This is a genomic window from Streptomyces sp. NPDC020898 (assembly GCF_044333925.1).
Classification (GTDB): domain Bacteria; phylum Actinomycetota; class Actinomycetes; order Streptomycetales; family Streptomycetaceae; genus Streptomyces.
Genome location: NZ_JBIRRV010000001.1, coordinates 972,322 through 994,851, shown reverse-complemented (window position 1 = coordinate 994,851; position 22,530 = coordinate 972,322). Strand labels below are relative to the sequence as shown.

The 22,530-nt window shown below is 70.0% G+C and carries 25 protein-coding genes, 1 pseudogene and 1 riboswitch; of the genes and pseudogenes, 15 read left to right on the top strand and 11 right to left on the bottom strand.

All coding sequences use genetic code 11. The features are described from left to right. Positions 1-45 precede the first annotated feature (45 nt). Together ACH4TV_RS04450 and ACH4TV_RS04445 are read right to left on the bottom strand one after the other, a co-directional pair. Positions 46-702 carry a response regulator gene (locus ACH4TV_RS04450; RefSeq protein WP_398394105.1) on the bottom strand — a complete coding sequence of 219 codons (657 nt, stop codon included), beginning with the start codon at positions 700-702 and terminating at the stop codon, positions 46-48. Then, positions 699-1,964 (bottom strand): sensor histidine kinase, encoded by a 1,266-nt coding sequence (locus ACH4TV_RS04445; protein WP_398394103.1) that lies wholly within the window; start codon positions 1,962-1,964, stop codon positions 699-701. The genes ACH4TV_RS04450 and ACH4TV_RS04445 overlap by 4 nt, the downstream gene beginning before the upstream one ends. Positions 1,965-2,097: 133 nt before the next feature. Between ACH4TV_RS04445 and ACH4TV_RS04440 the strand changes: the two genes are divergently transcribed. After that, positions 2,098-3,006 (top strand): ABC transporter ATP-binding protein, encoded by a 909-nt coding sequence (locus ACH4TV_RS04440; RefSeq protein ID WP_398394102.1) that lies wholly within the window; start codon positions 2,098-2,100, stop codon positions 3,004-3,006. Then, positions 3,003-3,842, top strand: coding sequence for an ABC transporter permease subunit (locus tag ACH4TV_RS04435; protein WP_398394100.1), 840 nt, complete (start codon positions 3,003-3,005; stop codon positions 3,840-3,842). The genes ACH4TV_RS04440 and ACH4TV_RS04435 overlap by 4 nt, the downstream gene beginning before the upstream one ends. 425 nt (positions 3,843-4,267) lie before the next feature. On the opposite strand, the gene ACH4TV_RS04430 is transcribed toward ACH4TV_RS04435, so the two are convergent. Together ACH4TV_RS04430 and ACH4TV_RS04425 are read right to left on the bottom strand one after the other, a co-directional pair. Continuing rightward, entirely contained in the window at positions 4,268-5,164 is an 897-nt protein-coding gene (locus ACH4TV_RS04430) for an ABC transporter permease (RefSeq protein WP_398394098.1), read from the bottom strand. Beyond that, positions 5,161-6,141, bottom strand: coding sequence for an ATP-binding cassette domain-containing protein (locus ACH4TV_RS04425; protein ID WP_398394096.1), 981 nt, complete (start codon positions 6,139-6,141; stop codon positions 5,161-5,163). The genes ACH4TV_RS04430 and ACH4TV_RS04425 overlap by 4 nt, the downstream gene beginning before the upstream one ends. A 132-nt stretch (positions 6,142-6,273) precedes the next feature. Here ACH4TV_RS04425 and ACH4TV_RS04420 point away from each other — a divergent pair, with 132 nt between their 5' ends. Both ACH4TV_RS04420 and ACH4TV_RS04415 read left to right on the top strand, forming a co-directional pair. Further along, the gene (locus ACH4TV_RS04420; protein ID WP_398394095.1) at positions 6,274-7,518 is read left to right on the top strand and encodes a sensor histidine kinase; all 1,245 of its coding nucleotides are present in this window, start codon (positions 6,274-6,276) and stop codon (positions 7,516-7,518) included. Beyond that, entirely contained in the window at positions 7,515-8,177 is a 663-nt protein-coding gene (locus tag ACH4TV_RS04415) for a response regulator (RefSeq protein WP_398394093.1), read from the top strand. The genes ACH4TV_RS04420 and ACH4TV_RS04415 overlap by 4 nt, the downstream gene beginning before the upstream one ends. A 36-nt stretch (positions 8,178-8,213) precedes the next feature. Here ACH4TV_RS04415 and ACH4TV_RS04410 read toward each other — a convergent pair whose 3' ends face one another. The 3 genes from ACH4TV_RS04410 to ACH4TV_RS04400 are packed head-to-tail and all read right to left on the bottom strand — an operon-like array spanning position 8,214 to position 11,080. Continuing rightward, complete coding sequence (locus tag ACH4TV_RS04410; protein WP_398394091.1) at positions 8,214-9,215, bottom strand: ABC transporter substrate-binding protein; 1,002 nt, start codon at positions 9,213-9,215, stop codon at positions 8,214-8,216. 12 nt (positions 9,216-9,227) lie between these two features. Then, positions 9,228-9,998: an ABC transporter ATP-binding protein gene (locus ACH4TV_RS04405; protein WP_398394089.1), complete on the bottom strand. Its 771-nt coding sequence runs from the start codon at positions 9,996-9,998 to the stop codon at positions 9,228-9,230. 5 nt (positions 9,999-10,003) lie between these two features. After that, the gene (locus tag ACH4TV_RS04400) at positions 10,004-11,080 is read right to left on the bottom strand and encodes a FecCD family ABC transporter permease (RefSeq protein ID WP_398394087.1); all 1,077 of its coding nucleotides are present in this window, start codon (positions 11,078-11,080) and stop codon (positions 10,004-10,006) included. An 89-nt stretch (positions 11,081-11,169) separates the two neighbouring features. Further along, positions 11,170-11,313: riboswitch (cobalamin riboswitch) on the bottom strand. Between the two features lie 175 nt (positions 11,314-11,488). Between ACH4TV_RS04400 and ACH4TV_RS04395 the strand changes: the two genes are divergently transcribed. From ACH4TV_RS04395 to ACH4TV_RS04385, 3 genes are all read left to right on the top strand, one after another. Continuing rightward, complete coding sequence (locus ACH4TV_RS04395) at positions 11,489-13,588, top strand: acyltransferase family protein (protein ID WP_398394085.1); 2,100 nt, start codon at positions 11,489-11,491, stop codon at positions 13,586-13,588. Positions 13,589-13,693: 105 nt separating this feature from the next. Further along, positions 13,694-14,074 (top strand): type II toxin-antitoxin system RelE/ParE family toxin, encoded by a 381-nt coding sequence (locus tag ACH4TV_RS04390; protein ID WP_398394083.1) that lies wholly within the window; start codon positions 13,694-13,696, stop codon positions 14,072-14,074. After that, on the top strand, positions 14,071-14,394 hold the full coding sequence (locus ACH4TV_RS04385; RefSeq protein WP_398394081.1) for a helix-turn-helix domain-containing protein: 324 nt from the start codon (positions 14,071-14,073) through the stop codon (positions 14,392-14,394). The genes ACH4TV_RS04390 and ACH4TV_RS04385 overlap by 4 nt, the downstream gene beginning before the upstream one ends. Before the next feature lie 234 nt (positions 14,395-14,628). On the opposite strand, the gene ACH4TV_RS04380 is transcribed toward ACH4TV_RS04385, so the two are convergent. After that, on the bottom strand, positions 14,629-15,375 hold the full coding sequence (locus tag ACH4TV_RS04380; RefSeq protein WP_398394079.1) for a DUF6215 domain-containing protein: 747 nt from the start codon (positions 15,373-15,375) through the stop codon (positions 14,629-14,631). A 155-nt stretch (positions 15,376-15,530) separates the two neighbouring features. On the opposite strand from ACH4TV_RS04380, the gene ACH4TV_RS04375 reads away from it, so the two are divergent. After that, on the top strand, positions 15,531-16,508 hold the full coding sequence (locus ACH4TV_RS04375; protein WP_398394077.1) for a 3-oxoacyl-[acyl-carrier-protein] synthase III C-terminal domain-containing protein: 978 nt from the start codon (positions 15,531-15,533) through the stop codon (positions 16,506-16,508). 2 nt (positions 16,509-16,510) lie between these two features. Here the strand turns inward: ACH4TV_RS04375 and ACH4TV_RS04370 are convergent, their stop codons facing one another. Further along, positions 16,511-16,780 carry a DUF397 domain-containing protein gene (locus tag ACH4TV_RS04370; protein WP_398394075.1) on the bottom strand — a complete coding sequence of 90 codons (270 nt, stop codon included), beginning with the start codon at positions 16,778-16,780 and terminating at the stop codon, positions 16,511-16,513. Then, complete coding sequence (locus ACH4TV_RS04365; RefSeq protein WP_398394074.1) at positions 16,762-17,616, bottom strand: helix-turn-helix transcriptional regulator; 855 nt, start codon at positions 17,614-17,616, stop codon at positions 16,762-16,764. Before ACH4TV_RS04365 ends, ACH4TV_RS04370 begins: the two co-directional genes overlap by 19 nt. A gap of 115 nt (positions 17,617-17,731) precedes the next feature. Here ACH4TV_RS04365 and ACH4TV_RS04360 point away from each other — a divergent pair, with 115 nt between their 5' ends. Continuing rightward, complete coding sequence (locus ACH4TV_RS04360; protein ID WP_398394072.1) at positions 17,732-17,947, top strand: hypothetical protein; 216 nt, start codon at positions 17,732-17,734, stop codon at positions 17,945-17,947. A gap of 5 nt (positions 17,948-17,952) precedes the next feature. Next, complete coding sequence (locus tag ACH4TV_RS04355) at positions 17,953-18,204, top strand: hypothetical protein (protein WP_398395350.1); 252 nt, start codon at positions 17,953-17,955, stop codon at positions 18,202-18,204. A 33-nt stretch (positions 18,205-18,237) separates the two neighbouring features. Here ACH4TV_RS04355 and ACH4TV_RS04350 read toward each other — a convergent pair whose 3' ends face one another. Beyond that, positions 18,238-18,651 (bottom strand): helix-turn-helix domain-containing protein, encoded by a 414-nt coding sequence (locus ACH4TV_RS04350; protein WP_398394070.1) that lies wholly within the window; start codon positions 18,649-18,651, stop codon positions 18,238-18,240. A gap of 148 nt (positions 18,652-18,799) precedes the next feature. Here ACH4TV_RS04350 and recO point away from each other — a divergent pair, with 148 nt between their 5' ends. The 5 genes and pseudogenes from recO to ACH4TV_RS04325 all read left to right on the top strand — a co-directional run. Beyond that, complete coding sequence (recO, locus tag ACH4TV_RS04345) at positions 18,800-19,549, top strand: DNA repair protein RecO (protein WP_398394068.1); 750 nt, start codon at positions 18,800-18,802, stop codon at positions 19,547-19,549. A 78-nt stretch (positions 19,550-19,627) separates the two neighbouring features. Next, a complete protein-coding gene (locus ACH4TV_RS04340; protein ID WP_398394066.1) occupies positions 19,628-20,476 on the top strand; it encodes an isoprenyl transferase in 849 nt (282 codons plus the stop codon). Between the two features lie 96 nt (positions 20,477-20,572). Beyond that, positions 20,573-21,151, top strand: a complete 579-nt coding sequence (locus ACH4TV_RS04335) for a hypothetical protein (RefSeq protein ID WP_398394064.1) — start codon at positions 20,573-20,575, stop codon at positions 21,149-21,151. Between the two features lie 140 nt (positions 21,152-21,291). Further along, positions 21,292-21,951 carry an HAD-IA family hydrolase gene (locus ACH4TV_RS04330; RefSeq protein ID WP_398394062.1) on the top strand — a complete coding sequence of 220 codons (660 nt, stop codon included), beginning with the start codon at positions 21,292-21,294 and terminating at the stop codon, positions 21,949-21,951. Between the two features lie 72 nt (positions 21,952-22,023). Beyond that, positions 22,024-22,427: pseudogene (locus ACH4TV_RS04325) on the top strand (transposase family protein); the annotation flags it as partial. Positions 22,428-22,530 lie beyond the last annotated feature (103 nt).

Sequence of the window (22,530 nt, the reverse complement as noted above, 5' to 3'; positions counted from 1 at the left end):
CCCTGGCCCACCCGGCCGACCCGCCCCGCCGCTTCTCCAGCCCTGCTAGGACGGTGCCACCAGGCCCGACTCGTAGGCCAGGATCACCAACTGCACCCGGTCGCGGGCGTCGAGCTTGGCGAGCAGCCGGGTGAGATAGGTCTTGGCGGTGGCGACGCTGATGCAGAGCTGCTCGGCGATCTCGGCATTGGACAGGCCGCTGCCGACCAGGGTCAGCACCTCGCGTTCCCGGGAGGTGATCCCGCTGAGTTCCGCCTGCCGACGCGGCGTTGCTGTGGGACGGTCGGCGAACTCCTTGATCAGCCGTCGGGTGACACTCGGCGCGATCAGCGCGTCGCCGGTGGCGACGATCCGGACCGCGGCAAGGATGTCGTCCAGGGCCATGTCCTTGACGAGGAAACCGGACGCGCCGGCCTGCAGGGCCCCGTAGACGTAGTCGTCGTCATCGAAGGTCGTGAGGACGACCACGCGTGTGGAGCCGGTGCCGGTGGTGATCAGGCGGGTGGCCTCGATGCCGTCCATGCCGGGCATCCGGAGGTCCATCACCACGATGTCGGGGGCGAGTTCCTCCGTCAGCCGTACCGCCTCCGCGCCGTCTCCGGCCTCGCCCACCACCTCGATGTCCGCGGTGTCCGTGATGACCATCTGGAGGGCGGCGCGGACCAGCGGCTGGTCGTCGGTGAGCACGACACGGATGGTCATCTGGTTCCCGCCTTCGGTTCTGCCTCGGTCCCTGTCGGTACCGGGAGCTTGGCCGCCACCAGGAAACCGCCTCCCGGGCGCGGTCCCGCGGTGAAGCTGCCGTCCAGCAGGGCGACCCGTTCCCGCATGCCGATCAGACCGTATCCGGTGTCCGTGCTGCCGCCGCAGCCCCTGCCGCGGTCCGAGATCTCGACGGCGAGTTCGTCATCGAGGTAGTCCAGGCGCACCCGGCAGGAGTCGGCACCCGAGTGCCGTACGGCGTTGGTCACCGACTCCTGGACGATCCGGAACGCCGCGAGGTCGATGTCGGCCGGCAACGGGCGGTGCCTGCCCTGCCGGCACACCTCCACGCGGACCCCGGCGGCCGTGGCCGCCGCGGCGAGCCGTTCCAGGTCCGACAGGCCGGCGGCCGGTAGCAGGGATGCTTGTGCAGGCCCATGGTCCTGGCCGGTGCCTTCCGAGCCGTGGTCGGCCTGGCGCAGGGCGCCGAGCATCCTTCGCAGCCCGGACAGGGTCTCGCGTCCCGCCATCTCCACGGCGAGCATCGCCTCGCGGGCTCTGGCCGGCTGGGTCTCGATGACCCTCGCTGCGGCGCCGGCCTGCAGGGCGATGATGCCGATGCTGTGGGCGACGGTGTCGTGCATCTCGCGGGCGATGCGCAGCCGTTCGGCGGTGACGGCCTGTGCGGCGGCCCGTGCGTACAGCTCTTCGGTGTGGGCGCGGGCCTGATGCGCCGAATTGCCGATCAGCCAGGCGATGACCACGGTCAGGGCCACGAAGGGCTCCTGTGCGGTACCGGAACCGTCGCCCGTGATCGACCGCAGGACGAGATAGCCGAAGAGCGTGCCGAGCGCCACGCCGGCCGCGGTGAGCGAGTTCCGCCGGGGGCGGGTGGCCGCGATGTAGCAGAGGGCGACATCCACGGCCAGGAACTGTGTGGGCGGGATCTCGTCCTGGCGCCAGGCCACCGTCGAGACGACCGTACCGGCGAGCACCAGCGCGTGCGCCGCGGAGGGCCTGCGGCGCAGCACCGCGCTGCCTGCCAGGACCAGGACGAAGGCGAGAGCGAGCAGCGCCTGGGCTCTGAGCGAGTCGAGCCCGTCCCGGGGGTAGTTGAGCGAGTACGACGACCGCGGCGGCATCAGCACGTACTCGACGACGGGTTCCACCGCTGCCGTGTACCACGCAAGTGCCGTCCACAGGCCCGGCGGTATGCGTTTGAGTAGCGGCAGCGGCAGCGGCAGCGGCGACGAGGCGGGCATGCCGTGATCGTATGCATCCGCACCTGACGAGGCATCTGACCGTGGTTGTACAACCGGGGTCGACACCCGCACCCTCCGATTGCCATCGGCGGTCCGACGACGGGCCGGGTCGCTCCCCGGCACCGTTGTCCCCGTGATCGAAGTCAACGAACTCACGAAGCGGTACGGCAGCACGACGGCCGTCAACGATCTGACCTTCACCGTGGAACCCGGCCAGGTGACCGGGTTTCTCGGACCGAACGGCTCGGGCAAGAGCACCACGCTGCGGATGATCCTCGGCCTCCACGAGCCCACCAGCGGCACGGCCACCGTCGACGGCCGTCCTTTCCGCGACCGGCCCCGCGGCCTTCGTCACGTCGGCGCCCTCCTCGACGCGCACGACGTGCACGGAGGGCGCAGTGCGGTGGCGCAGCTGTCCGCCCTGGCCCGCAGCAACCGCATACCGCAGCGCCGGGTGGAGGAGGTGCTGCGGGAGGTGGGCCTCGCCGGCGTCGCCCGCCGCCGTATCGGAGGATTCTCGCTCGGCATGAAACAGCGGCTCGGTATCGCTTCCGCCCTGCTCGGCGATCCACCGGTCCTGCTCTTCGACGAGCCGCTCAACGGCCTCGACCCGGAAGGGGTGAAATGGGTGCGCGACCTGTTCAGGCGGCTCGCCGCAGAGGGCCGCACCGTTTTCGTCTCCAGCCACTTGATGTCCGAGATGGAACACACCGCCGACCAGCTGATCGTCATCGGCCGCGGCGAACTGATCGCGGCGGAGAGCCTCACCGAGTTCTCCGCCCGCGGCACCCGGCAGAGCGCCGTGGTCGGCACCGCCGACGCGACCGTCCTGACGGACCTGCTGACGGCCGAGGGCGCAGTCGTACACGCAGCGGGCGAGTTGCTCACCGTGACCGGTCTGACCGTGGTCCGGATCGGTGAGATCGCCCTGGAGCACCGCATTCCGCTGCACCACCTCAGCACCCGGTCCGCCTCCCTGGAAGAGGCGTTCATGGAACTCACCGCCGACAGCGTCCAATACCTCGCAGGAGAGCCCCGGTGACCGCGACCACGGATTTCCGTCCCGCCACCACCGAACCCCGCGCCCGCTTCCACGATGTGGTCGCCGCCGAGTGGATCAAGCTCCGGTCGCTGCGCTCGACCTGGATCGCGTACGGGGCCACCGCCCTGGCCGTCATCGCGTTCAACGCGGGCACCGCGTACGACACGTACAGCTACTGGACGGAGCGGAACGCGGCGGACCGGGCCGACTTCGTCCGGGCCGGAATTCCGCTGAAGGAGGCGTTCACGGCGAACGCCGCCATGGTCATGATGCTCGCCCTCGGTGCCATCGGCGCCGTCGCGATCATCGGCGAGTACAGCACGGGCACCATCCGTACGACGTTCGCGGCCGTTCCGGCCCGACGTTCCGTGATGGCCGCCAAAGCGGTGGTCGTCACGGCGGTCACCGTTGTCTTCGGCGCGATCGTGGCGGGGGCCTCGTTCGGCCTGACGCAGGCGATCCTCGACGGCCGGAGCGCGGGCATATCGATGAGCCACCCGGGCGCTCTGCGTGTCGTGGTGGCGTCCGCCCTCCTCGCGCCCGTCTGCGCCCTCACCGGCATGGCGATCGGCTCCGTCATCAGGCACACCTCGGCCACCATGATCGCCTCGGTGGTGGTCATCCTCGTGCTGCCCCTCGTCTTCACCGAAGGCCGCCACTGGTCGGCGGTCGCCGGGCACGCCACGCTCTACCAGGCGTGGAACCGGCTCACAGAGGTCGGCCACTCCCCGGCCGCCTTCCCGTGGACGACCGGCGGAGCCTGGACCGTCTACGGGGTGTGGGCGCTCACCGCGGCCGCGCTGGCCGTCACCAGCGTGCACCGGCGCGACCAGTGAGAGGGTGCGGTCGGCCAACCGCGTGGACAGCAGGGGAGTCGGCGGCCTCTGGGCCGACGCCGGCACCGGGGGACGAAGGCGGTCCGGACGAGATCGCAGGCGCCGCCGTTTCGCCGAGCCCGTCGAAGCCGGCCTGGCCGTGACGCGCTCTACGACCACCCGCTCGGCCGGCAGGCCGTCTGTCGGTCCCGCGCGAAGCGGTCACCTTCGACGGCCTTCGGGTCTCGCAGGGACCGCAGTGAAGAGACGGGGGATCGAGTGGCCGGAGCCGACGGTCGTGTCCGCCGGCCCTCCGCTCCGCGCCCTCATCGACCAACTGGCCCGCAACGGCCTTGCCCCGGGCGCCCGTTCGCGGGCGGAGGCGGTGCTGCTCGACGTACTGCACCCGGTCCCAGTGACGGGCATCGCCAGACACACGCCAGGTGTCAGACATCCCGCCGCCCCACCACCAGCACCGCGACAACCACCGCCACCCCCGCCCAGGCGCCGTACACGCACCACGCCTCGGTGACCGTCACCGGGTACTTGCCCAGGTCGTAGTCCCGGGCCGGGTTGAGGATCAGCCGGTCCCAGGCGGTCAGCGGCATGGCGTTGCCGATCTCCGCGACCCAGCGGTACTGCTCCCCGCTGAAGAACTGCGGTACCAGGATCAGTAGGCCGATGACCGTCACGACCGCGCCCGCCGTGTGCCGGATCAGGGCGCCCACCGCCATGCCGATGAGCGCGCACAGCGGCAGCATCAGCGCGGACGCCGTCACGGCGCGCAGCGCCCCCGGGCCGTCGAGGGACATTCCGTGGTGATCGCGCAGGATCGCCTGCGTCACGCCGAAGCAGCCGCCCGAGACGGCCGCTCCGAGGACGAGCGTCACCCCGGTGACGACGGTGACCTTGGCGGCGACTACCGCGCGGCGGTCGGGCACGGCCGCGAAGGTCGTCCGGATCAGGCCGCTGGTGTACTCACCGAAGATCACGCTCGCGCCGAGCGCCGCCACGGTGATCATCAGCAGGGCCCAGGCCGGGGACACGTACGCGGCGCCCAGCGGGTCGTAGAGCATCTGCGGCAACGCCGGTTTTCCGCCGGGCGGCTCCGGTGGCAGCTCCGCCTGTTGGGCGAGGCGGTCGGCGTTGACCCTGGCGGCGTTCACGCAGATCCCGAGGGTGGTCAGCGCGCCCGCCGTCAGCACCAGGGCGGTGGAGCGCAGCGACCAGAGCTTGATCCACTCGGCGGCGAGCAGGTGCCGGAAGCGGGCGGCAGGAGCGGCCGACGGCCGGTACGGCGGGCGCGCGGGCCCGGCGGTGGCGGTGGCGGTGTCGGTCGTCATCGGGAGGCTCCTGCGCGGGTCGTCGGGGCGGGGGCATCCGGGATGTCCGAGGCGTCCGGGGTGTCCGTCGTGTCGGTTCCCGCGGCGAACTCGACGCTGTCGGCGGTGAGTTCCATGAACGCCTGCTCCAGGGAGGCCGATCGCGGGCTGAGCTCGTGCAGCCGCACACCGTGGGCGAAGGCCAGCTCGCCGATGCGCTCGGCGAGCAGACCGGTCACGGTGTACGAGCCGTCCGGCTCCGCCCGTACCGCCGCGCCCTGGTCCGCCAGCAGCGACGGGAGGGTGTCGGCGTCGGGGGTGCGAACGGACACGTGAAGTCCCGTCGCGCGGGCCGCGAAGTCCTTGAGGCTCTCCGCCGCGATCAGCCTGCCGCGGCCGATGACGATCAGGTCCTCGGCGGTCTGCTCCATCTCCCCCATCAGATGGCTGGACACCAGCACCGTGCGCCCCTCGTCGGCCAGCCGCCGGAACAGTCCGCGTACCCAGAGCACCCCCTCCGGGTCCAGTCCGTTGAGCGGCTCGTCGAAGAGCAGCACCGGCGGATCGCCCAGCAGCGCCGCCGCGATGCCGAGGCGCTGTTTCATTCCCAGCGAGAAGCCACCGATCCGGCGGCTCGCCGCCTCGGACAGGCCCACCTCCGCCAGCACTTCGGTCACCCGCCGCCGGGGCAGTCCGTTGCTGACGGCCAGTGTGGTCAGCTGGGCGCGGGCGCTGCGTCCGCCGTGCACGTCGTGGGCGTCCAGCAGGGCACCGATGTGCCGCAGGCCGCGCGGGCGGTCGGCGAACGGCCGGCCGTCGACGGTGACGGTGCCGCTGGTGGGCGTGTTCAGCCCGAGCACCAGCCGCAGGGTCGTGGACTTGCCGGCGCCGTTGGGGCCGAGGAACCCGGTGACGACACCCGGGCGCACGGTGAAGGAGAGTCGGTCCACGGCGCTGGTCACGCCGTAGCGTTTGGTGAGTTCCGTTGCTTGAATCACGTACGCCACGCTGCCGGGACGAACCCCGCTCCGGCATCGGGCCCAGGGCGGCAACCGGGGCGGTGGGGTAGCCCTGGGGAGGGGGCCCGCGGGCCAATGCCTGGACGAGGTCGGCTCCCTATCATCGAACCCATGACCGCCCCGCAAGGCCTCCAGCACCGCACGCAGCGCCTGACCGGCAACCGGCGGGCGGTTCTCGTCGAGGCCCTGGCCTGGTGCGGAGGCGTCGCCTACGTCGCCCTCCTGTACGTCGTCACGCTGATCTCCGGCCGGCAGATGACGGGCCTGCGCCTGGCGCCGGCCGGACTGGCCGTCGTCCTGCTGCTGCCGTTGGCGCTGCGTCGGCCGCTGCCCGCGCTGGGCCTGCTGATCGGCGCCTCGTTCGCCGCGACGGTCACGGTGGACTCGGCGATGTCGGCGGGGTGGGTCCCGTGGCAGAGCCGCCAGTCCCAGGTCTGGCAGGTGGCGGCTCTGCAGGCGGTGCTCACCGACCTTCTCGTCGGCTGGATCGCCGCCACCCGCGGCGGGCGCCGCGCCGCGGCCGCCGCACTGATGGCGCTCGTCGGCCAGATCGGGGCCGCTTCGTACTACCGCGACGGGTCCGACGCGTTCCTCGCCGCCTCCGTGTTCCTGACGCTGATGGCTGTCACCGCGTGGACGGTCGGCCACTCGCTGGGCGAACGCCGCCGCCACGCCGAGGTGTTGCGTGCCCGGACGGCAGCGCAGGCGGTCGTCGCGGAACGGCTCAGGATCGCCCGCGAACTGCACGACATGGTCGCGCACAGCATCGGCGTCATTGCCATCCAGGCGGGTGTGGGCCGACGCGTCATCGACACCCAGCCCGCCGAGGCCCGCAGCGCGCTGGCCGCCATCGAGGACACCAGCCGCGACACCCTGGCGGGCCTGCGCAGGATCCTCGGCACGCTGCGGCGGACGGACCCGGCGGACGGCGTACCGCTCGGCCCGGCGCCCGTGCTCGCCGACCTCGACCGGCTGGCGGAGCGGACCGGGGACACGGGAGTACGGGTGGACCTCGAACGGCGCGGGCAGCGGCGGGAGTTGCCGACGGAGATCGAGCTGTCCGCGTACCGCATCATCCAGGAGGCGATCACCAACGTGGTCCGCCACTCGGGCGCCGGCGCCTGCCGGGTGACCCTCGACTACCAGGAGGACGACCTGTCGATCGAGATCGTCGACGAGGGCCGCGGCCCGACCGGACTTCCCCGCCCGTCCGGACTCCCCGACGCGGCCGGCTACGGACTGACGGGCATGCGGGAGCGGGCGGCCCTGCTCCACGGCGAGTTCACCGCGGGCCCGCTCCCGCAGGGCGGTTTCCGGGTGGCGGCGCGGCTCCCGTTGCCGGCGGCCGTCGGATGATCCGGGTGCTGCTCACCGACGACCAGCCGCTCGTCCGGCACGGGCTGCGGGTGCTGATCGCCGACCAGCCCGGCCTCGAGGTGGCCGGAGAGGCCGCGAACGGCGAGGAGGCGGTGCGGCTGGCGGCCCGGCTGGCGCCGGACGTGGTGGTGATGGACATCCGGATGCCCGAGATGGACGGCATCGAGGCCACCCGGCAGATCTGCGCGGCCCCCGGCACGCCGCCGAAGGTCCTCGTCCTCACCACGTTCGACGACGACGAGTACGTCTACGGGGCGCTGCGGGCCGGCGCGAGCGGCTTCCTCGTCAAGGACATGGACATGGACGAGATCCTCGCCGCGATCCGGATCGTGGCCGCCGGGGACGCCCTGATCGCGCCGGGCGTCACCCGTCGCCTGATCGCCGAGTTCGCGGCCCGCCCCGTCGCCGAGCCCCCGCAGGTGCGGCCGGTGCCGGGCATCACCGACCGCGAACACGAGGTGCTCGTCCTGATCGGCCGCGGACTGTCCAACACGGAGATCGCCTCGGAGCTCTACATCAGCGTGGCCACGGCGAAGGCACACGTGGGCAGACTGCTGACGAAGCTGGATGCCCGGGACCGGGTGCAGTTGGTCATCACGGCATACGAATGGGGGCTGGTGACACCGCCGAGGGGATAGCGGGAGAGGGGGAGTGGGGGAGAGGGGACAAGGTGCCTACGAGGCGGAGCCGGCGTCCGTCACCGTTCGCAGATAGGCCCCCAGCCGAGCGATCGCCGAAGGATTGCGCGGGCTCTCGACCAGGTCCACGTAGTCCAGGACGAAGATGCGCTTGTTCTTGACGGCGGAGACGTTCTTCAACGGGCCGTACGACAGCAGGAACTTGCGCTTCTGTTCCGCGCTGACGTCCCCGTAGTCGCAGATGACGATGACGTCCGGGTCGCGGTCGACCACCGTCTCCCAGCCCACCGTCGTCCAGGAGTCGGCGAGGTCGTTCATGATGTTGACGCCGCCGGCCTTGCTGATGACCTCCTCGGGGGCGGCGTACCGCCCGGAGGTGAAGGGCGAGTCCGTGCCGCTGTCGTACAGGAACACCTTGGGGCTCTTCGCGGGCGCCTTCGCTTGTACGGCGGCGACCTGCTTCTTGAAGCCGGCGATCAGGGTGGCCGCGCGCTGCTCGACGCCGAAGAGCTTTCCGAGGTTGGTGAGGTCGGTGTAGAGGGCGTCCAGGGGCGGCATGATGCCCCGCGAGGTCTTGGTGCGGCCGTTGCGGCAGGACTCGGTGAGGATGTACGTGGGGATGCCGAGCTTCTTCAACGCGGCCGGGGTGAAGCCGTTGTCGTCGCGGAAGCCGTAGTTCCAGCCGGCGAAGACCCAGTCGCCGCGGGCGTCGAGGACGTTCTCCTTGGTGAGCTGCTGCTTGGACAGCCACTTCACCTTCTCGTAGCCGTCCTTCCAGGGCACGCCGGTCAGGTCACCCTTGTCGTCGGGCATGGCGAACCCGGCCATCCGGTCTTCCAGGCCGAGCGCGAACATCAGCTCGGTGATCCCGACGTCGTTCGTGACGACCCGCTCGGGAACCTTGTCGTACGTCACCTTCTGGCCGCAGTTGGTGAGGGTGACGGAGGGCGACGCGGCCTTCGCCGCCGGCTCGACGTCGACACCGCACCCGGTGACGAGGACGGACAGGAGCACGGCGGCGACAACTGGCTTGCGCATACGGGCAGTTCCTTAAGAGGACGACGTGGGAAGCAGATCGAAGAGCAGCTGTACGGCGCCCGTCTCCGGATGCCGTACGGGATGGGCGCGGACCCCGAACACCTCGGCCAGCAGCCCGGGTTGGAGCACATCGTGCGGTGGGCCCGACGCGACGACCCGGCCCCCGGCGATGACGTACAGCAGATCGCAGTGCGCGGCGGCGAGGTTGAGGTCGTGCAGGGCGGCCAGGACGGTCAGGCCGCTGGAGCGGACCAGGGACAGGACGTCCAACTGGTGGGCGATGTCGAGGTGGTTGGTGGGTTCGTCGAGGACGAGGACGCGGGGCTGCTGGGCCAACGCCCGTGCGATGAGGACGCGTTGCTTCTCGCCGCCGGAGAGGGCGAGGAACCCGCGGTCGGCGAGGTGGGCGACGCCCGTGCGTTCCATGGCGGCGCCGCAGATCTCCCGGTCCCCGGCCGCCGTACGCCCCGCGTGGGGCAGCCGGCCCATGCCGACCACCTCGCCGACGGTGAAGTCGAACTCGGCGGACGACTCCTGGGGCAGCGCGGCGAGCACCCGGGCGGCGGCCCGGGGTTCCATGCCGTGCACGTCACTCCCGTCGAGGAGGACAGCCCCCGCCGCAGGCCGCAGCGCCCGGTACACGCACCGCAACAGGGTGGACTTCCCACTCCCGTTGGGCCCGACGAGCCCCACGAAGGTGCCGCCGGCCACCGTCATCCGGATGTCGTCGACGAGCCGAACGGCCCCCGCGTCGACCGACACCCCCTCCACGTCGAGCCGCATCGCGTTCACCGCCCCCCGAACGCGTAGCCGCCGCGCCGCATCAGCAGCAGGAACGCCGGTACGCCGACCACGGCGGTGATCACCCCGACGGGCAGTTCGGCCGGTGCGAGAAGCAGCCGGGACAGGAGGTCGGCCCACACCAGCAGCACGGCCCCGACGATCGGCGCGACGGCCAGCACCCGCCGGTGATCGGCGCCCACGAGCATCCGTACGACATGCGGGACCATGAGCCCGACGAAGCCGATGGCCCCGCTCACGGCGACGACGGTGCCGGTCACGGCGGCGGTCACGAGGAACAACTCCCGCCGCAGCCGGGAGGGTTGGACCCCGAGGGCGGAAGCCGTCTCGTCGCCCATGGCGAGCGCGTTGAGCGACTCGGCCCGCCGGGCGAGCCACGCCCACCCGGCGACGACGGTCACGGCGGCGATCGGCACCTGCGCCCAGGTCGCCCCGCCCAGACTCCCGAGCAGCCACATCATCGCCGAGCGGGCCGCCTCACCCCGGGCGGCCCCGAACACCATCACGGTGGTCACGGCCTGGAAGCCGTACGCCAGTGCCGTACCCGTGAGGATCAGCCGCAGCGGCGTCAGCCCATGAGCGGCCGACCGGGCAACGGCGTACACGAGGACCATCGCGGCGAGCGCGGAGACGAAGGCGGACACGGACAGCGCCCACACCCCGAGCCCGGCGAACGCCCCCAGCAGGATCACGGCGTTGGCCCCGACCGCCGCACCGGAGGAGATCCCCAGCACGAACGGATCGGCGAGCGCGTTGCGCACCATGGCCTGCACGGCCACCCCGACGGCCGCGAGCCCGCCCCCGACGACGGCGGCCAGCACCACCCGGGGCAGCCGCAGCTCCCAGACGATGGTGTACGCGGCGAGCTCATCGGCACGGATGGTCCCGCCGCTGATCCCGCCCCACAGGAACCGGAACACCTGCCCCCAGCCGATCCCGGACGCCCCGAGCCCGACCCCGCACAGCAGGGAGACGGCGAGCAGCAGGAGAAGCCCCACGGCGAGTGGCACGACGGGTATTCGGCGCACGGCGGGTGGTTCCTTCGCCTCGGGCCGCCTCGTCATCACCAGGAGGGGCCCGGCGGGAAAGCCGGGCGGCACGGCGGGGGAGCCCGCCGTACGTTCCCTTCTCGCAGTCCGCGGCGAGCAGTCATCGGGGTTCGCAGTGCCACCGCGGGTGATCGGGCTCGCACACCCGGATCCGGAGGACCGGACCGGGACGTGCATACCGTTGCGGGTCAGCGCCGGACTCTCACCGGACTTCCCCCACGGGAGGCGCGGTGAGCGTAGCAAACGTGCCGGACGGGTCATTTCACTCGGGCGGCCTTCCCGGGCACGGACGGTGCGCACGCGGACCGCCGGAAAATATCTGGTGACCGGATGGTGAGTGCCACAACCGTTCGAGCGGGCCGACCGTCTGTGATGAGCGTGAAGACACGACCGCAGCGGCAGGAACCCGGGCATCCGGAACCCATGCATCCGGAACCGAACGCGAGCCCCGTGCTGCGGCTCGACATCCAGGGGCTGCGGGCCGTGGCCGTGTCGCTAGTCGTCCTCAGTCACGCCGGGGTCAGGGGGTTCACCGGCGGCTATGTCGGCGTCGACGTCTTCTTCGTCATCTCCGGTTTCCTCATCACCTCGTTACTCCTGCGCGAACTGTCCACCACGGACGGGATGTCGATCCGCAGGTTCTACGCCCGCCGAGCCCTCCGCCTCCTCCCCGCGTCGACGCTCGTCATCGTGGCCACCCTCGTTGCTTCCTGGGTGTTCCTGTCGAAAGTCCGCTTCGAGGAGTACGCCGGTGACGCGCTGAGCAGCGCGCTCTACGTGGTGAACTTCCGGCTGGCCGCGGGCGGCACGGACTATCTGGCCGAGGGGAGCCCGCCGTCCCCCTTCCAGCACTTCTGGTCGCTGGCGGTGGAGGAGCAGTTCTACCTGCTGTGGCCGCTGCTGCTCCTGCTCAGTTGGCGGCTCGTACGCCCGATCGGACGCGCACGCGGACGCGGGCACGGAGGCGGAGGCGGGCGCGGTCTGCTGGCGGTGCCGCTTGTGGTGCTCTGCCTGCTGTCGTTCGGGCTGAGCGTCGCCGTGACGCAGGACGTCCCGTCCTGGGCGTACTTCGGTTCGCACACACGGTTCTGGGAGCTGGGCGCCGGCGCCCTCCTGGCCCTGTACGCCGCCCAACTGCGCAGGCTGCCCGCCCGGTTGGCGGCACCGATGAGCTGGACGGGCCTGATCTGCATCTTGCTCTCAGCGGTGTTGTACGGCAACGACACCCCGTTCCCCGGCTATCACGCGCTCCTGCCGGTGCTCGGGTCGGTCCTCGTCCTGGCCGGCGGCTGCGCCCCTTCCCCGTACGGCGCTCAACTGGTCCTGTCCCGGCGCCCGTTGGTCCGGCTGGGCGGCCTGTCGTACGGCTGGTACCTGTGGCACTGGCCGCTGCTGCTCATAGGCCCCGTGGCACTCGGCAGACTCCCCGAGACCACCAGCGTCCGGCTGGCCCTCCTGCTCTGCGCGATCGCCCTACTCCTGGCCTGGGCGACCCTGCGCCTGGTGGAGAACCCCGTACGGTTCCACCCCACCTTCCGTGGCCGCCCCGCGCGCGCTCTGCGGCTCGGGGTGGCCCTGTCGGCGGTCGCGGCGATGATCGCCGTAACGGCGTACGCGTTCCCGCCGCCGCTCGACTCGGGCCGCCCCGCAGCCCAGTTGAGGCAGGAGATGACGACGGCCCCGAACCCGGCCCTGCGACTGCGCCAGCTCCTGGAGGAGTCCCCCAGGAGCCTGCCCAGCAACCTCGCCCCACCCCTCACCGAGATCAAGTCGGCGCGTTCCGCGGTCTACCGGGACGGCTGCCATGTGGCGTACGACAGCACGAGCACCCCGCCGTGCGAGTACGGCAACCGGGCCTCGGACAAGGTCGTGGTCCTCTTCGGCGACTCCCACGCGGCCCAGTGGTTCCCGGCGCTCAACCGCCTTGCCGCCGGGCGCGGTTGGAAGCTGGTGTCGCTGACGAAGGCGTCGTGCAAGGTGGCCAAGGTCACCCTGCGCCGCTTCGACGGCCCGTACGCGGCCTGCGACACCTGGCGGGCCAGGGCGATCGAGAGGATCAACGCCCTGCGCCCCGACCTGGTGATCGTCTCCTCCTCGGACGCGGGCGACCCGCTGTACCCGGAGCCCGACCTCGTCCAGCAGTGGACGGACGGCTTCCGTGCGACGTACGACGCGCTCGGGAAATCCGGCGCCCGGGTCGTCGGGCTCCTCGACACCCCCTGGCCGAAGACGGACGCGGTCGACTGCGTCGCCCTGTACTCCCTCCGACTGGACCGCTGCACACACCACCTCCCCGAGGCGATCCGGGACCACTCCCGCAGAACGGCGACGCGGATAGCGGCGCAGCAGTCCCACGCCACGCTGATCGACCCCACACCCTGGCTGTGCACGGGTCCGGGCGAGAGCGAGGGCAACTGCCCTGTCCTGGTGGGAAATACGGTCGTCTACCGAGACACCAGCCACATCTCGGACGCGTACGCGGAGGCGATCGCACCGGTCCTGGGCGCCCGGCTGGCTCCCTGAGCGAGGAGAGCGATCCGTCCCGTACGAGTGAAGCTCACGGGTTCCGGCCTTGCGGGTTCCCCTCCCGTTGGTTTAGTGAATGCTAAACTCGCGAAAGGGCTGAAGGTGGGAGAGCAGTGGGACGTCTACCTGACCGACGAGGTGGATCAATGGCTGAACGACCTGGAGAAGGCCGACCCGGCCTCGTACGTTCTCGTGAACCAGGCGATCTGGATCCTGGCCTGTCACGGACCCGCCGAGGGGCGTCCCCTCGTCGATCGGATCAAGGGCTCGGCCCTCCATAACCTCAAGGAACTACGCCCGGGTTCAGCCGGTCGGAGTGAGGTGCGTGTCCTGTTCGTGTTCGACCCGTGGCGCTCCGCGATCCTTCTGGTGGCCGGGGACAAGGCCGGCAACTGGCAGGTCTGGTACGACGAGGCGATCCCGTTGGCCGAGTTGAGGTACGCGGAGTATGTCGCCGACCGGAAGAGGGAGTTGGAGCAGTGAGCGGATACGTCAGGTGGTCGGACGCCGGGCATCGTGAGCGGGCGGAGGAACTGGCCGGTGATCGGGACGCGTTTCTCGAGGGCGCCCAGCGCATGCTCGCCGAGGCGCGGGCCTGGCGACTGGTCGAGATGCGCCAGGAACGCGGCTTCACCCAGACTCAGGTGGCCGACCGCATGGGCGTGACGAAGGGGCGCGTCTCGCAGATCGAGAGTGGTCAGGTCTCCGGTACGGATGTCGTGGCGCGGTACGTCGAGGCGCTGGGCGGCAGTCTGGTGATGGTCGCCGTGTTCGCCGACGGGGAACTGCGCAAGGTCGGTTGAGCGACCACCCAGGGCCGACCGCCCGGGCGACCGGCTGACTCCCAGGTAGTTTCGCCCCGTCCCATCCTCGGAGGGTGCCCCCGCTCCTCAGACGCCGGAGAGGCTGGATTTCAGCCCGTCCGGCGTTTGAGGACGAGGCCCGTTCAGGGTCGACAGCGGGGGTCTGGGGGCGCAGCCCCCAGGGATGGGACGGGTAGGGGCGGCGGGGGCGAGAAACCGATCGGAACGGACCCCTCAGCCCGTCGGCCACCCCGGCACCGTCGGCAGCACCTGCTCGGCGAGCCAGAGCAGTGCCGTGCCGTCGGGGGGCAGGTCGTCCTGGCGCCAGATGGAGATCTCGTACGTACCGCCGCCGTCCTTGGGGTCCTTGGCGACCAGGAGGTTGCGGGAGATGCCGCCGGGGCCGCTGGAGCCCTTTCCGTCCTTGAAGACGATGCCGAAGGTCCGGCCCGTGTAGAGGAACGCCGTGTGGCCCAGGACCGTTTTCCGCTCTCCCGACACGGACAGGAACTCGGAGTCGGCTATGTCGGCGACCGTGATGTCCTTGGCCTCCGTGAGCTTCACCGAGTAGCCCTCCAGTTGGACGGTGGCCTCGGGGTCGGTCGACATGACGTCCTGCTTGTCGCTGGACGTGGCTTCGTTGCTGGAGGCGCTCCACACGCGGTCGTCGGGCGTGCCGAGGAGCGTCGGCAGATCCGGGCGGTTCAGCGCCTCGCACAGTTGCACACCGGAGACGGGCTTCGACAGCGGCACGTCGTCGTCCGAGCGGGAGCACGAGGCGGGTGGGCTGTCCTTGGGATCGGGCTCGTACTTCGCCATCACCCAGAAGCCCACCGCGAGGCATGCGACCACTATCAGTGCCGCTGCGACCTGCGCGCCCTCGCTCATGCCCTTCTCGGGGCGGGCCGGTCCACCCGCTCCAGCCGTTCCACCCGCTCCAGTTGGCTCGGCGGATCTGGGTACGTCGATGTCGTTGGTCATGTCCCCCACCTCGGATGTCCCCCACTCCACGCGCTCGCGCCCCATGCGCGCGCCGGGGGAGCCTAACCGCGCGATCTCTGCTTCTGGAAGCTTCGGAAGTGAGCCGTGCGCGCTCCGGGGGCTCCCGGTGTCCCTGATGCTTCAGGCTGTCCGGAATGTTTCGGTGTGAGCAGCGGGGTGAAAAGGGCCAGTTCGAGGTCCAGGCCGTGGTCGAGGGGACCTTCGTGGGCGGCGTCCGTCGCGCGCTTGGCGGCTGCCAGGGCGTCGGACGGACCGGCCGTGTAGCGGCGGGCGCGGGCCCGGGCCGCGTCGATGAGGGTGCCTACGAGGTGATGCTCGACCAGGACGCCTTCACGTTGCTGCGTGTGCTGGGCATCCCGGACCACGTACCGCCGGTCCAACTCGGCGCGGGGTGTGCGGGACTGGCGCGTGCGGCGGCGGTCGTGGCGGCCACCGGCACCGAACGGGCCCTGGTCGTCGCCTACAACGTCACGAGCCGGATCAGTACCGGCGCGGACGGCGCCCTGCTGCCCCACTACTCCGACAACCCTCTCCACCCGTACGGCAAGAACCTCTGGGCGTCCCCGGCGCTCTTCTCGGACGGCGCGGCGGCACTCGTCCTGCGGCGCAGCGAGGAGTCGGACGGGCTGGTGCTGTACTCGCGGGACAGCTTGTCGTTCGGGAACGAGCCCGGGCTCGCCGACCCCCTGATCCACTACCCGGGCGGGGGAAGCAGGCACCCGGCGGGCTCCCCGGGCTCCTGCGAACTGTCGGGGTACGGCATGAACTCACCCGAGATCCGGCGCTACTACAGCCGGGGCATGACCCTGAACCACGAGGCGCTGGAGGACGCCCGCCCCGGCTACCTCAAGGAGGTGACCCGGCTGTACACGCACCAGGCCAGTCCTGTCCTGGTCGATGCCTTCCGGGAGGAGATGGGCATCCCGGCCGAGCAGGCGCCCACGCACGTCCGCACCCTCGGCAACACGGCGGCGGTCTCTACAATCGCCCTGCTGCACGCCGACCTCACCGCGGAAACGATCGCTCCGCAGGACGAGGTCTGCTTCTCGGTCGTCGGCTCCGGCCCGGAGCGCGGAGCGCTCATCGCCCCGGTACGGCTCCCAGTGCGCTGACCTCAGGCGACGGACCCGACGAACTCCGCCCAGGCCCCCGCCCCGACCAGCACCACGGGCCCGTCCGAGACCTTACTGTCCCGGACGGGCACGACACCGGGGACTCCGTCGGCTACGAGGACGCAGTCCCCGCCCTCGCCGTTGCTGTACGTGCTCTTACGCCACTGGGCGGCGCCGATGAAGTCGTACGCCACCTCGACGCAGTTGCCGCCCTCGCCGTTGCTGTACGTGCTCTTGCGCCAGCGGGCGTTGCTCAGGTCGTACTCGCGCATCGTCTGAAGTCCTCAGCCGCCGACTCGATCAGGGCGAGGGACGCCTCCGGCGACAGCGCGGCGCCCCTGAGCAGATCGTATGCGCGCTGTGCTCGCTTCACCACCGTTGGATCGTCGAGCAGGTCACCCGTAAACGCCGTCTCTGTATAGAGGGTTGGTGGAGCGTCCTCGAACTCCATGAGCCGCAGGTCCCCGGCGGTGACCGCGTACGCCCCAACCGAGTACGGCAGTACCTGTACCAGTACCGTTCGCTCCCGCATGAGCGTCGCGATGTGCTCCAGCTGCTTGGCCATCGCTGCCGGCCCGCCGACAGGCGTACGCAGGGTGTTCTCGTGCAGGATCGCCCAATACTCGGGCCTTGTAGCGTCCTTGAGGATGCGCGACCGTTCCAGCCGGGCGCCCACCTTTTCGTCCACGTACTCGTCCGTGACGAAGGGGTTGGCCGCGAGTGTGACTGCCTGGGCGTACGCGGCCGTCTGTAGCAGGCCGGGGATCACCGTCGGGGCGAACTCACAGATCTTCGTCGCCGTTCGCTCAAGCTCCACAACCTCCGCGAAGTAATCCGCGTACCGCTTGTCGTCGATGAGCTTGCGCCAGGTACGCTCGAAAAAACCGGCGGTTTGTAGGATGTCGTCAATCCGTACCGCCACGTCCAACTGAGGCTTACGAATGGCCTGTTCGAACTGTCCGATGTAGCCCCCGGAGACGAAGACAAGCGCCCCCAACTCCACCTGAGTTAACGCGGCCTCTTCCCTGCGCCGCTTCAACTCCGTACCGAAGAACTCCCAAGCCGCCTGCCTCTGTGAACCATGCGAGCCATGTGAACCATTGGCCATGGCCGAACCCCCTTCTGCTGCACCACCGTTGCTGCGCCCAGAGCCTTCCGAGTGTAGGCACACCGCGTCATCGTAGAAGTGCGAAGAGTGAAACTCGATAAGTCAGGGGAGCACGGTGACGGCACGTCAGACGGGACACTCGGCGGGATGCGTCGAAGAGGCGGAGGAAACTGTGAAGGAATTGCGGGCGGCGTTGAAAAGCGCCGGGATTACCTTGCCGTCGCTCCGATTGGACGCGGCGAGTGTCGCCCGGGAAGCGCCCTGTCCGCTCATCGAATTGGGGCGCTGCAACGTCGAGACGGCGGCCAGGATCGTGGCGGCGCTGCGATGAACGACATGAGGCCGGCGAAGTCGGGGAGCCAGGGAAAGCCGGCGCGGCCGACCATCGGCTCGTACGTCATGGACACCCGCACCGGAAAGGTGGGCATCGTCATGGGGCACGAGGGAACCTACGTCCAGCTCAGGTCGTACGGCGGCGGCCGGGAATGGGACGCGGCCCCGACCGGCCTCCGGCCCGCCACCACGACGGAACGCATCAGCGCGGCCACGGCGTACGCGAACGCACGCAGCCGCGGTGAGGTTCCCTAGGGGTTCCCTGCGAGGCCTGGCGGGTGGGGTCGGTCACCCCAGGACGTACTGCTCGTCCCCGAACTCGGCGACGATCTTCAGCCGCCCGCCGAGGGTCCGTACGTAGGCGGCGAGCGTGTCCACCTCGCTGCGCTCCAGTTCGCCGCGCTCGATGCGGGAGACGTGGTCCTCGGTGACGCCCAGGGCCCGGGCGACGTCTGCCTGCGTCACGCACAGCCGCTCACGTAGTTCGGAGAGGCGGCGCATACGTACGGCGGCGAGTGTCTCGGCCTCGTCGGGCGATTCGGCGGTCATGAGAACGGGCAGGGTGACGCGCTCCATGAGGTCGTCCACCCACGCCTGCTCCTCCGGCGTCGGCGGGGGGAGGTGGGCCATGGCTTCCTCCGCCGCTGCCAAGCCGGCCTTGATCTTCGCGGCGCGTCCAGGGGGCGTACGTTCAGGGCTCATGCCCCGAGCCTCGCCGGTAGGCCGGCCACCGACAGGCGAATCCGGCCCCGTTCACCGGTAAGAGGTGCCGTCCCCGTCCGCGTCCCAAGAAAACTCAAGAAATACCGCCCCCGTCCTGGCCCCCCGTTCCGTACGCGACAATGACCCCATGAGTCTGTTCCGTGATGACGGTGTCGTGCTGCGCACCCAGAAGCTGGGTGAGGCCGACCGGATCATCACGCTGCTCACGCGCGGTCACGGGCGGGTGCGGGCCGTGGCCCGGGGGGTGCGGCGGACCAAGTCCAAGTTCGGGGCCCGGCTCGAACCGTTCTCCCACGTCGACGTGCAGTTCTTCTCGCGGGGGAGTGAACTCGTCGGACGCGGGCTGCCGCTGTGCACGCAGAGCGAGACCATCGCTCCGTACGGTGGCGGGATCGTCACCGACTACGCCCGGTACACCGCCGGGACGGCCATGCTGGAGACGGCGGAGCGGTTCACCGACCACGAGGGTGAGCCCGCCGTACAGCAGTATCTGCTGCTCGTCGGCGCGCTGCGCACCCTCGCCCGGGCCGAGCACGAGCCCCACCTCATCCTCGACGCGTTCCTCCTGCGCTCCCTCGCCGTCAACGGGTACGCGCCCACCTTCAGCGACTGCGCGCGGTGCGGCATGGCCGGACCGAACCGGTTCTTCTCGGTGTCCGCCGGGGGCTCCGTCTGCGTCGACTGCCGGGTGGCCGGCAGCGTCGTACCCTCTCCCCAGGCCCTCGAACTGCTCGGCGCGCTGCTGACGGGCGACTGGGCGACCGCGGACGCGTGCGAGCCGCGCCATGTCAGGGAGGGCAGCGGGCTGGTGTCCGCCTACCTGCACTGGCATCTGGAGCGCGGGCTGCGCTCGCTGCGCTACGTAGAGAAGGCCTAAGAGAAGGCCTAGAAGCAAGCAAGCCAGGCAGTAGCAGTCGGTAGAAGTCGGCAGAAGTCACAAGGAGACGAGAAGCACATGGTCGTACGCGGAATCCTGGGGGGCCGGCGCCGCGAGTACAAGACGCCGGAACCGCACCCGTCCGGCGCCACCGCGCCGAAGCTCCCCGGCGAGCTGGTACCGAACCATGTGGCGATCGTCATGGACGGCAACGGTCGCTGGGCCAAGGAGCGTGGCCTGCCGCGTACCGAGGGGCACAAGGTCGGTGAGGGCACCGTCCTCGACGTCCTCAAGGGATGCCTGGAACTCGGCGTCAAGAATCTCTCCCTCTATGCCTTCTCCACCGAGAACTGGAAGCGGTCCCCGGAAGAGGTCCGCTTCCTCATGAACTTCAACCGCGACGTCATCCGGCGGCGGCGGGATGAAATGGACGAACTCGGTATCCGTATCAGGTGGGTTGGGCGTATGCCCAAGATGTGGAAGTCCGTCGTACAGGAACTCCAGGTCGCTCAGGAACAGACCAAGAAGAACGACGCGATGACGCTCTACTTCTGCGTCAATTACGGCGGCCGTGCCGAACTCGCCGACGCCGCAAAGGCGATGGCGCGCGATGTCGCCGCCGGCCGGCTCGACCCCGACAAGGTCTCCGAGAAGACCATCCAGAAGTACCTCTACTACCCGGACATGCCGGACGTCGACCTTTTCCTCCGCCCGAGCGGCGAGCAGCGTATCTCCAACTACCTGATCTGGCAGTCGAGTTACGCTGAAATGGTGTTCCAGGACGTTCTCTGGCCGGACTTCGACCGCCGCGACCTGTGGCGCGCCTGCGTCGAATTCGCCTCGCGTGACCGGCGGTTCGGCGGCGCGGTTCCGAATGAGCAACTGCTGGAAATGGAACGGGACATGAAGGGCAACACCGGGGACTGAGAAGCGGCTGGAGCGCAGTTGGCGGGCCACACGCAGGTGTGCTCCCTGAGGTGGCTCGCCGTCGCACCGCCGGACCGGACGCGCGAGGAGGCAAGCATGGCCGACACCGAATGGCTCCGTCGCACCGACAACCTGCAGTTGCTGCGTGAGACCGGGCGCTCTCTGGCGCATTCGCTCCTGGACGAAATCGATACCCCCTGGGACGACTCGTACGACGGACTGCGTGATGGTGAGTCCGACGGTCACAACCGCCTCCGTTCCCTGGTGCGGCGTCGACTGGACGACCTGGACCGTGTTGCGGGCGCAGTTGTTCAGGCGATGGGCGCGCGGCTGAACCACGCCGTACGGAGCCGCTTCGGGCCCGGCACCACGCGTTTCCTCGGCGACGTGCTCGTCTACCAACGCCACCAGGATGCCGTCCACGCCCGCGTACGCCAGGTGATCGACGAGGTGCACCCTGACCTCGGGCGCAGCCCTGACCGTCCGGTGCGCATCGTGGCCCACAGTCTCGGCGGTGTCATCGCCGTCGACATGGCCACCGCCACCGTGCCGTTGTGGACCGATCCCTGGTCACGTTCGGCTCCCAGGCGGCCTTCTTCCATGTCTGCGACCCCAGAGGTGGGCAACTGCCTCCGTACGGAGGCAGCGTGCCCGTGCACCTGCCGGTTTCTCTGAACCGCTGGACCAATCTCTGGGAGCCGCTGGACATGCTGGCCTTCGCCGCTTCCAAGGTGTTCCGGCTGGCGACGTAATGCGCCAGGATTAACACCTGTCCCGAAAACTGCCTGCTCAGGGCCTGATGGCATGATCGAAGCGTGACCAGTGAACCCGGCCAGTCCGGTGCGATGAGGTATGTCCTGTTTGACGTCGATGGCACGTTGATCGATGCCGTGGACAATCAGCGCCTGGTTTGGCGAACGTGGGCAGAGCGATACGGACTGGACCCCGATGAGGTCTATCGAGTGGCGTTGCGGACGAGGCCGATGGAGACCTTCGCGCAGGTTGCTCCGGACCAGGACCCCGGGGAGTGTCTTGCTGCATTGCACGAGCTGGAGGACGACGACGTCCGCTCCGGCGCCTACAAGGCCTTCGGTGGCGCCTCGGAGTTGCTGAGTGCTCTGCAGCCTGGGTCATGGGCACTGGTGACTTCGAACTATGAGCACCGGGTGCGTGGACGTTTCGCACGGACGGGCTTGCCGGTCCCGGAGGTCCTCGTGGATGCGGCCGCCGTGGAGGAAGGCAAGCCGTCGCCGGTGCCGTATCTGCAGGCAGCCGCGCGACTTGGTGCCAAACCGGAGGACTGTCTGGTCATCGAGGACGCCCCTTCCGGGGTGGAGTCCGGGCTGCGTGCCGGGATGACGGTGTGGGGTGTCAACGCCCCTGCGGCGGTGGACGGCGTGCATCGTCACTTCGGCAGCCTGCGTGAAGCGGTCCGCGACGTCCTTGCCTTCGTGTCCGGACCCCGCTCTCTGTGATCACGGCCTCGGAGCCGTCTTGGACATTCCCGTTCTCCGGGCTGAGCCCGCGCCCGTTCACGAAACTGGTGACGGCGCCGCTTCGCGAGAGACGCCGTGCTCACCGTGGACGGCACCCTGGTACCCACCCGCGACCACACGATCGCCGAGCAGTCCAAGAACTACAGATACTCCACCAACCACCAGGTGGTAGTAATCCGGCGTCCAAGCCGCTGTCGGGAGGACGATGACGATCGCCGACGGCGGCCGTCCGGGAACCGGGCTCGTCATGCCTCATCGCCGCCGCAATGGCGAGGAACTCCCCGACTGGCAGCAGGAGCACAACCGCTCGCACATACAGGTCCGCGCCCGCGTCGAGCACACCTTCGCGAATGAAGACCTGGAAGATCCTCCGCGGCTGCCGCCTCAAGGGCGACGGCGTCCACCACGCCATGCTCGGCATAGCCCGCCTGCACAACCTCACCCTCGCCGGATAAACGAACGGGTTCCACAGCGACCGACCCATCCAGCTCGATTCGAAGATCTTTTGCGGGACAAGTCAGTCGGTGTGTGCCCAGTGCCCCCAGGCAGGCCTCGGTG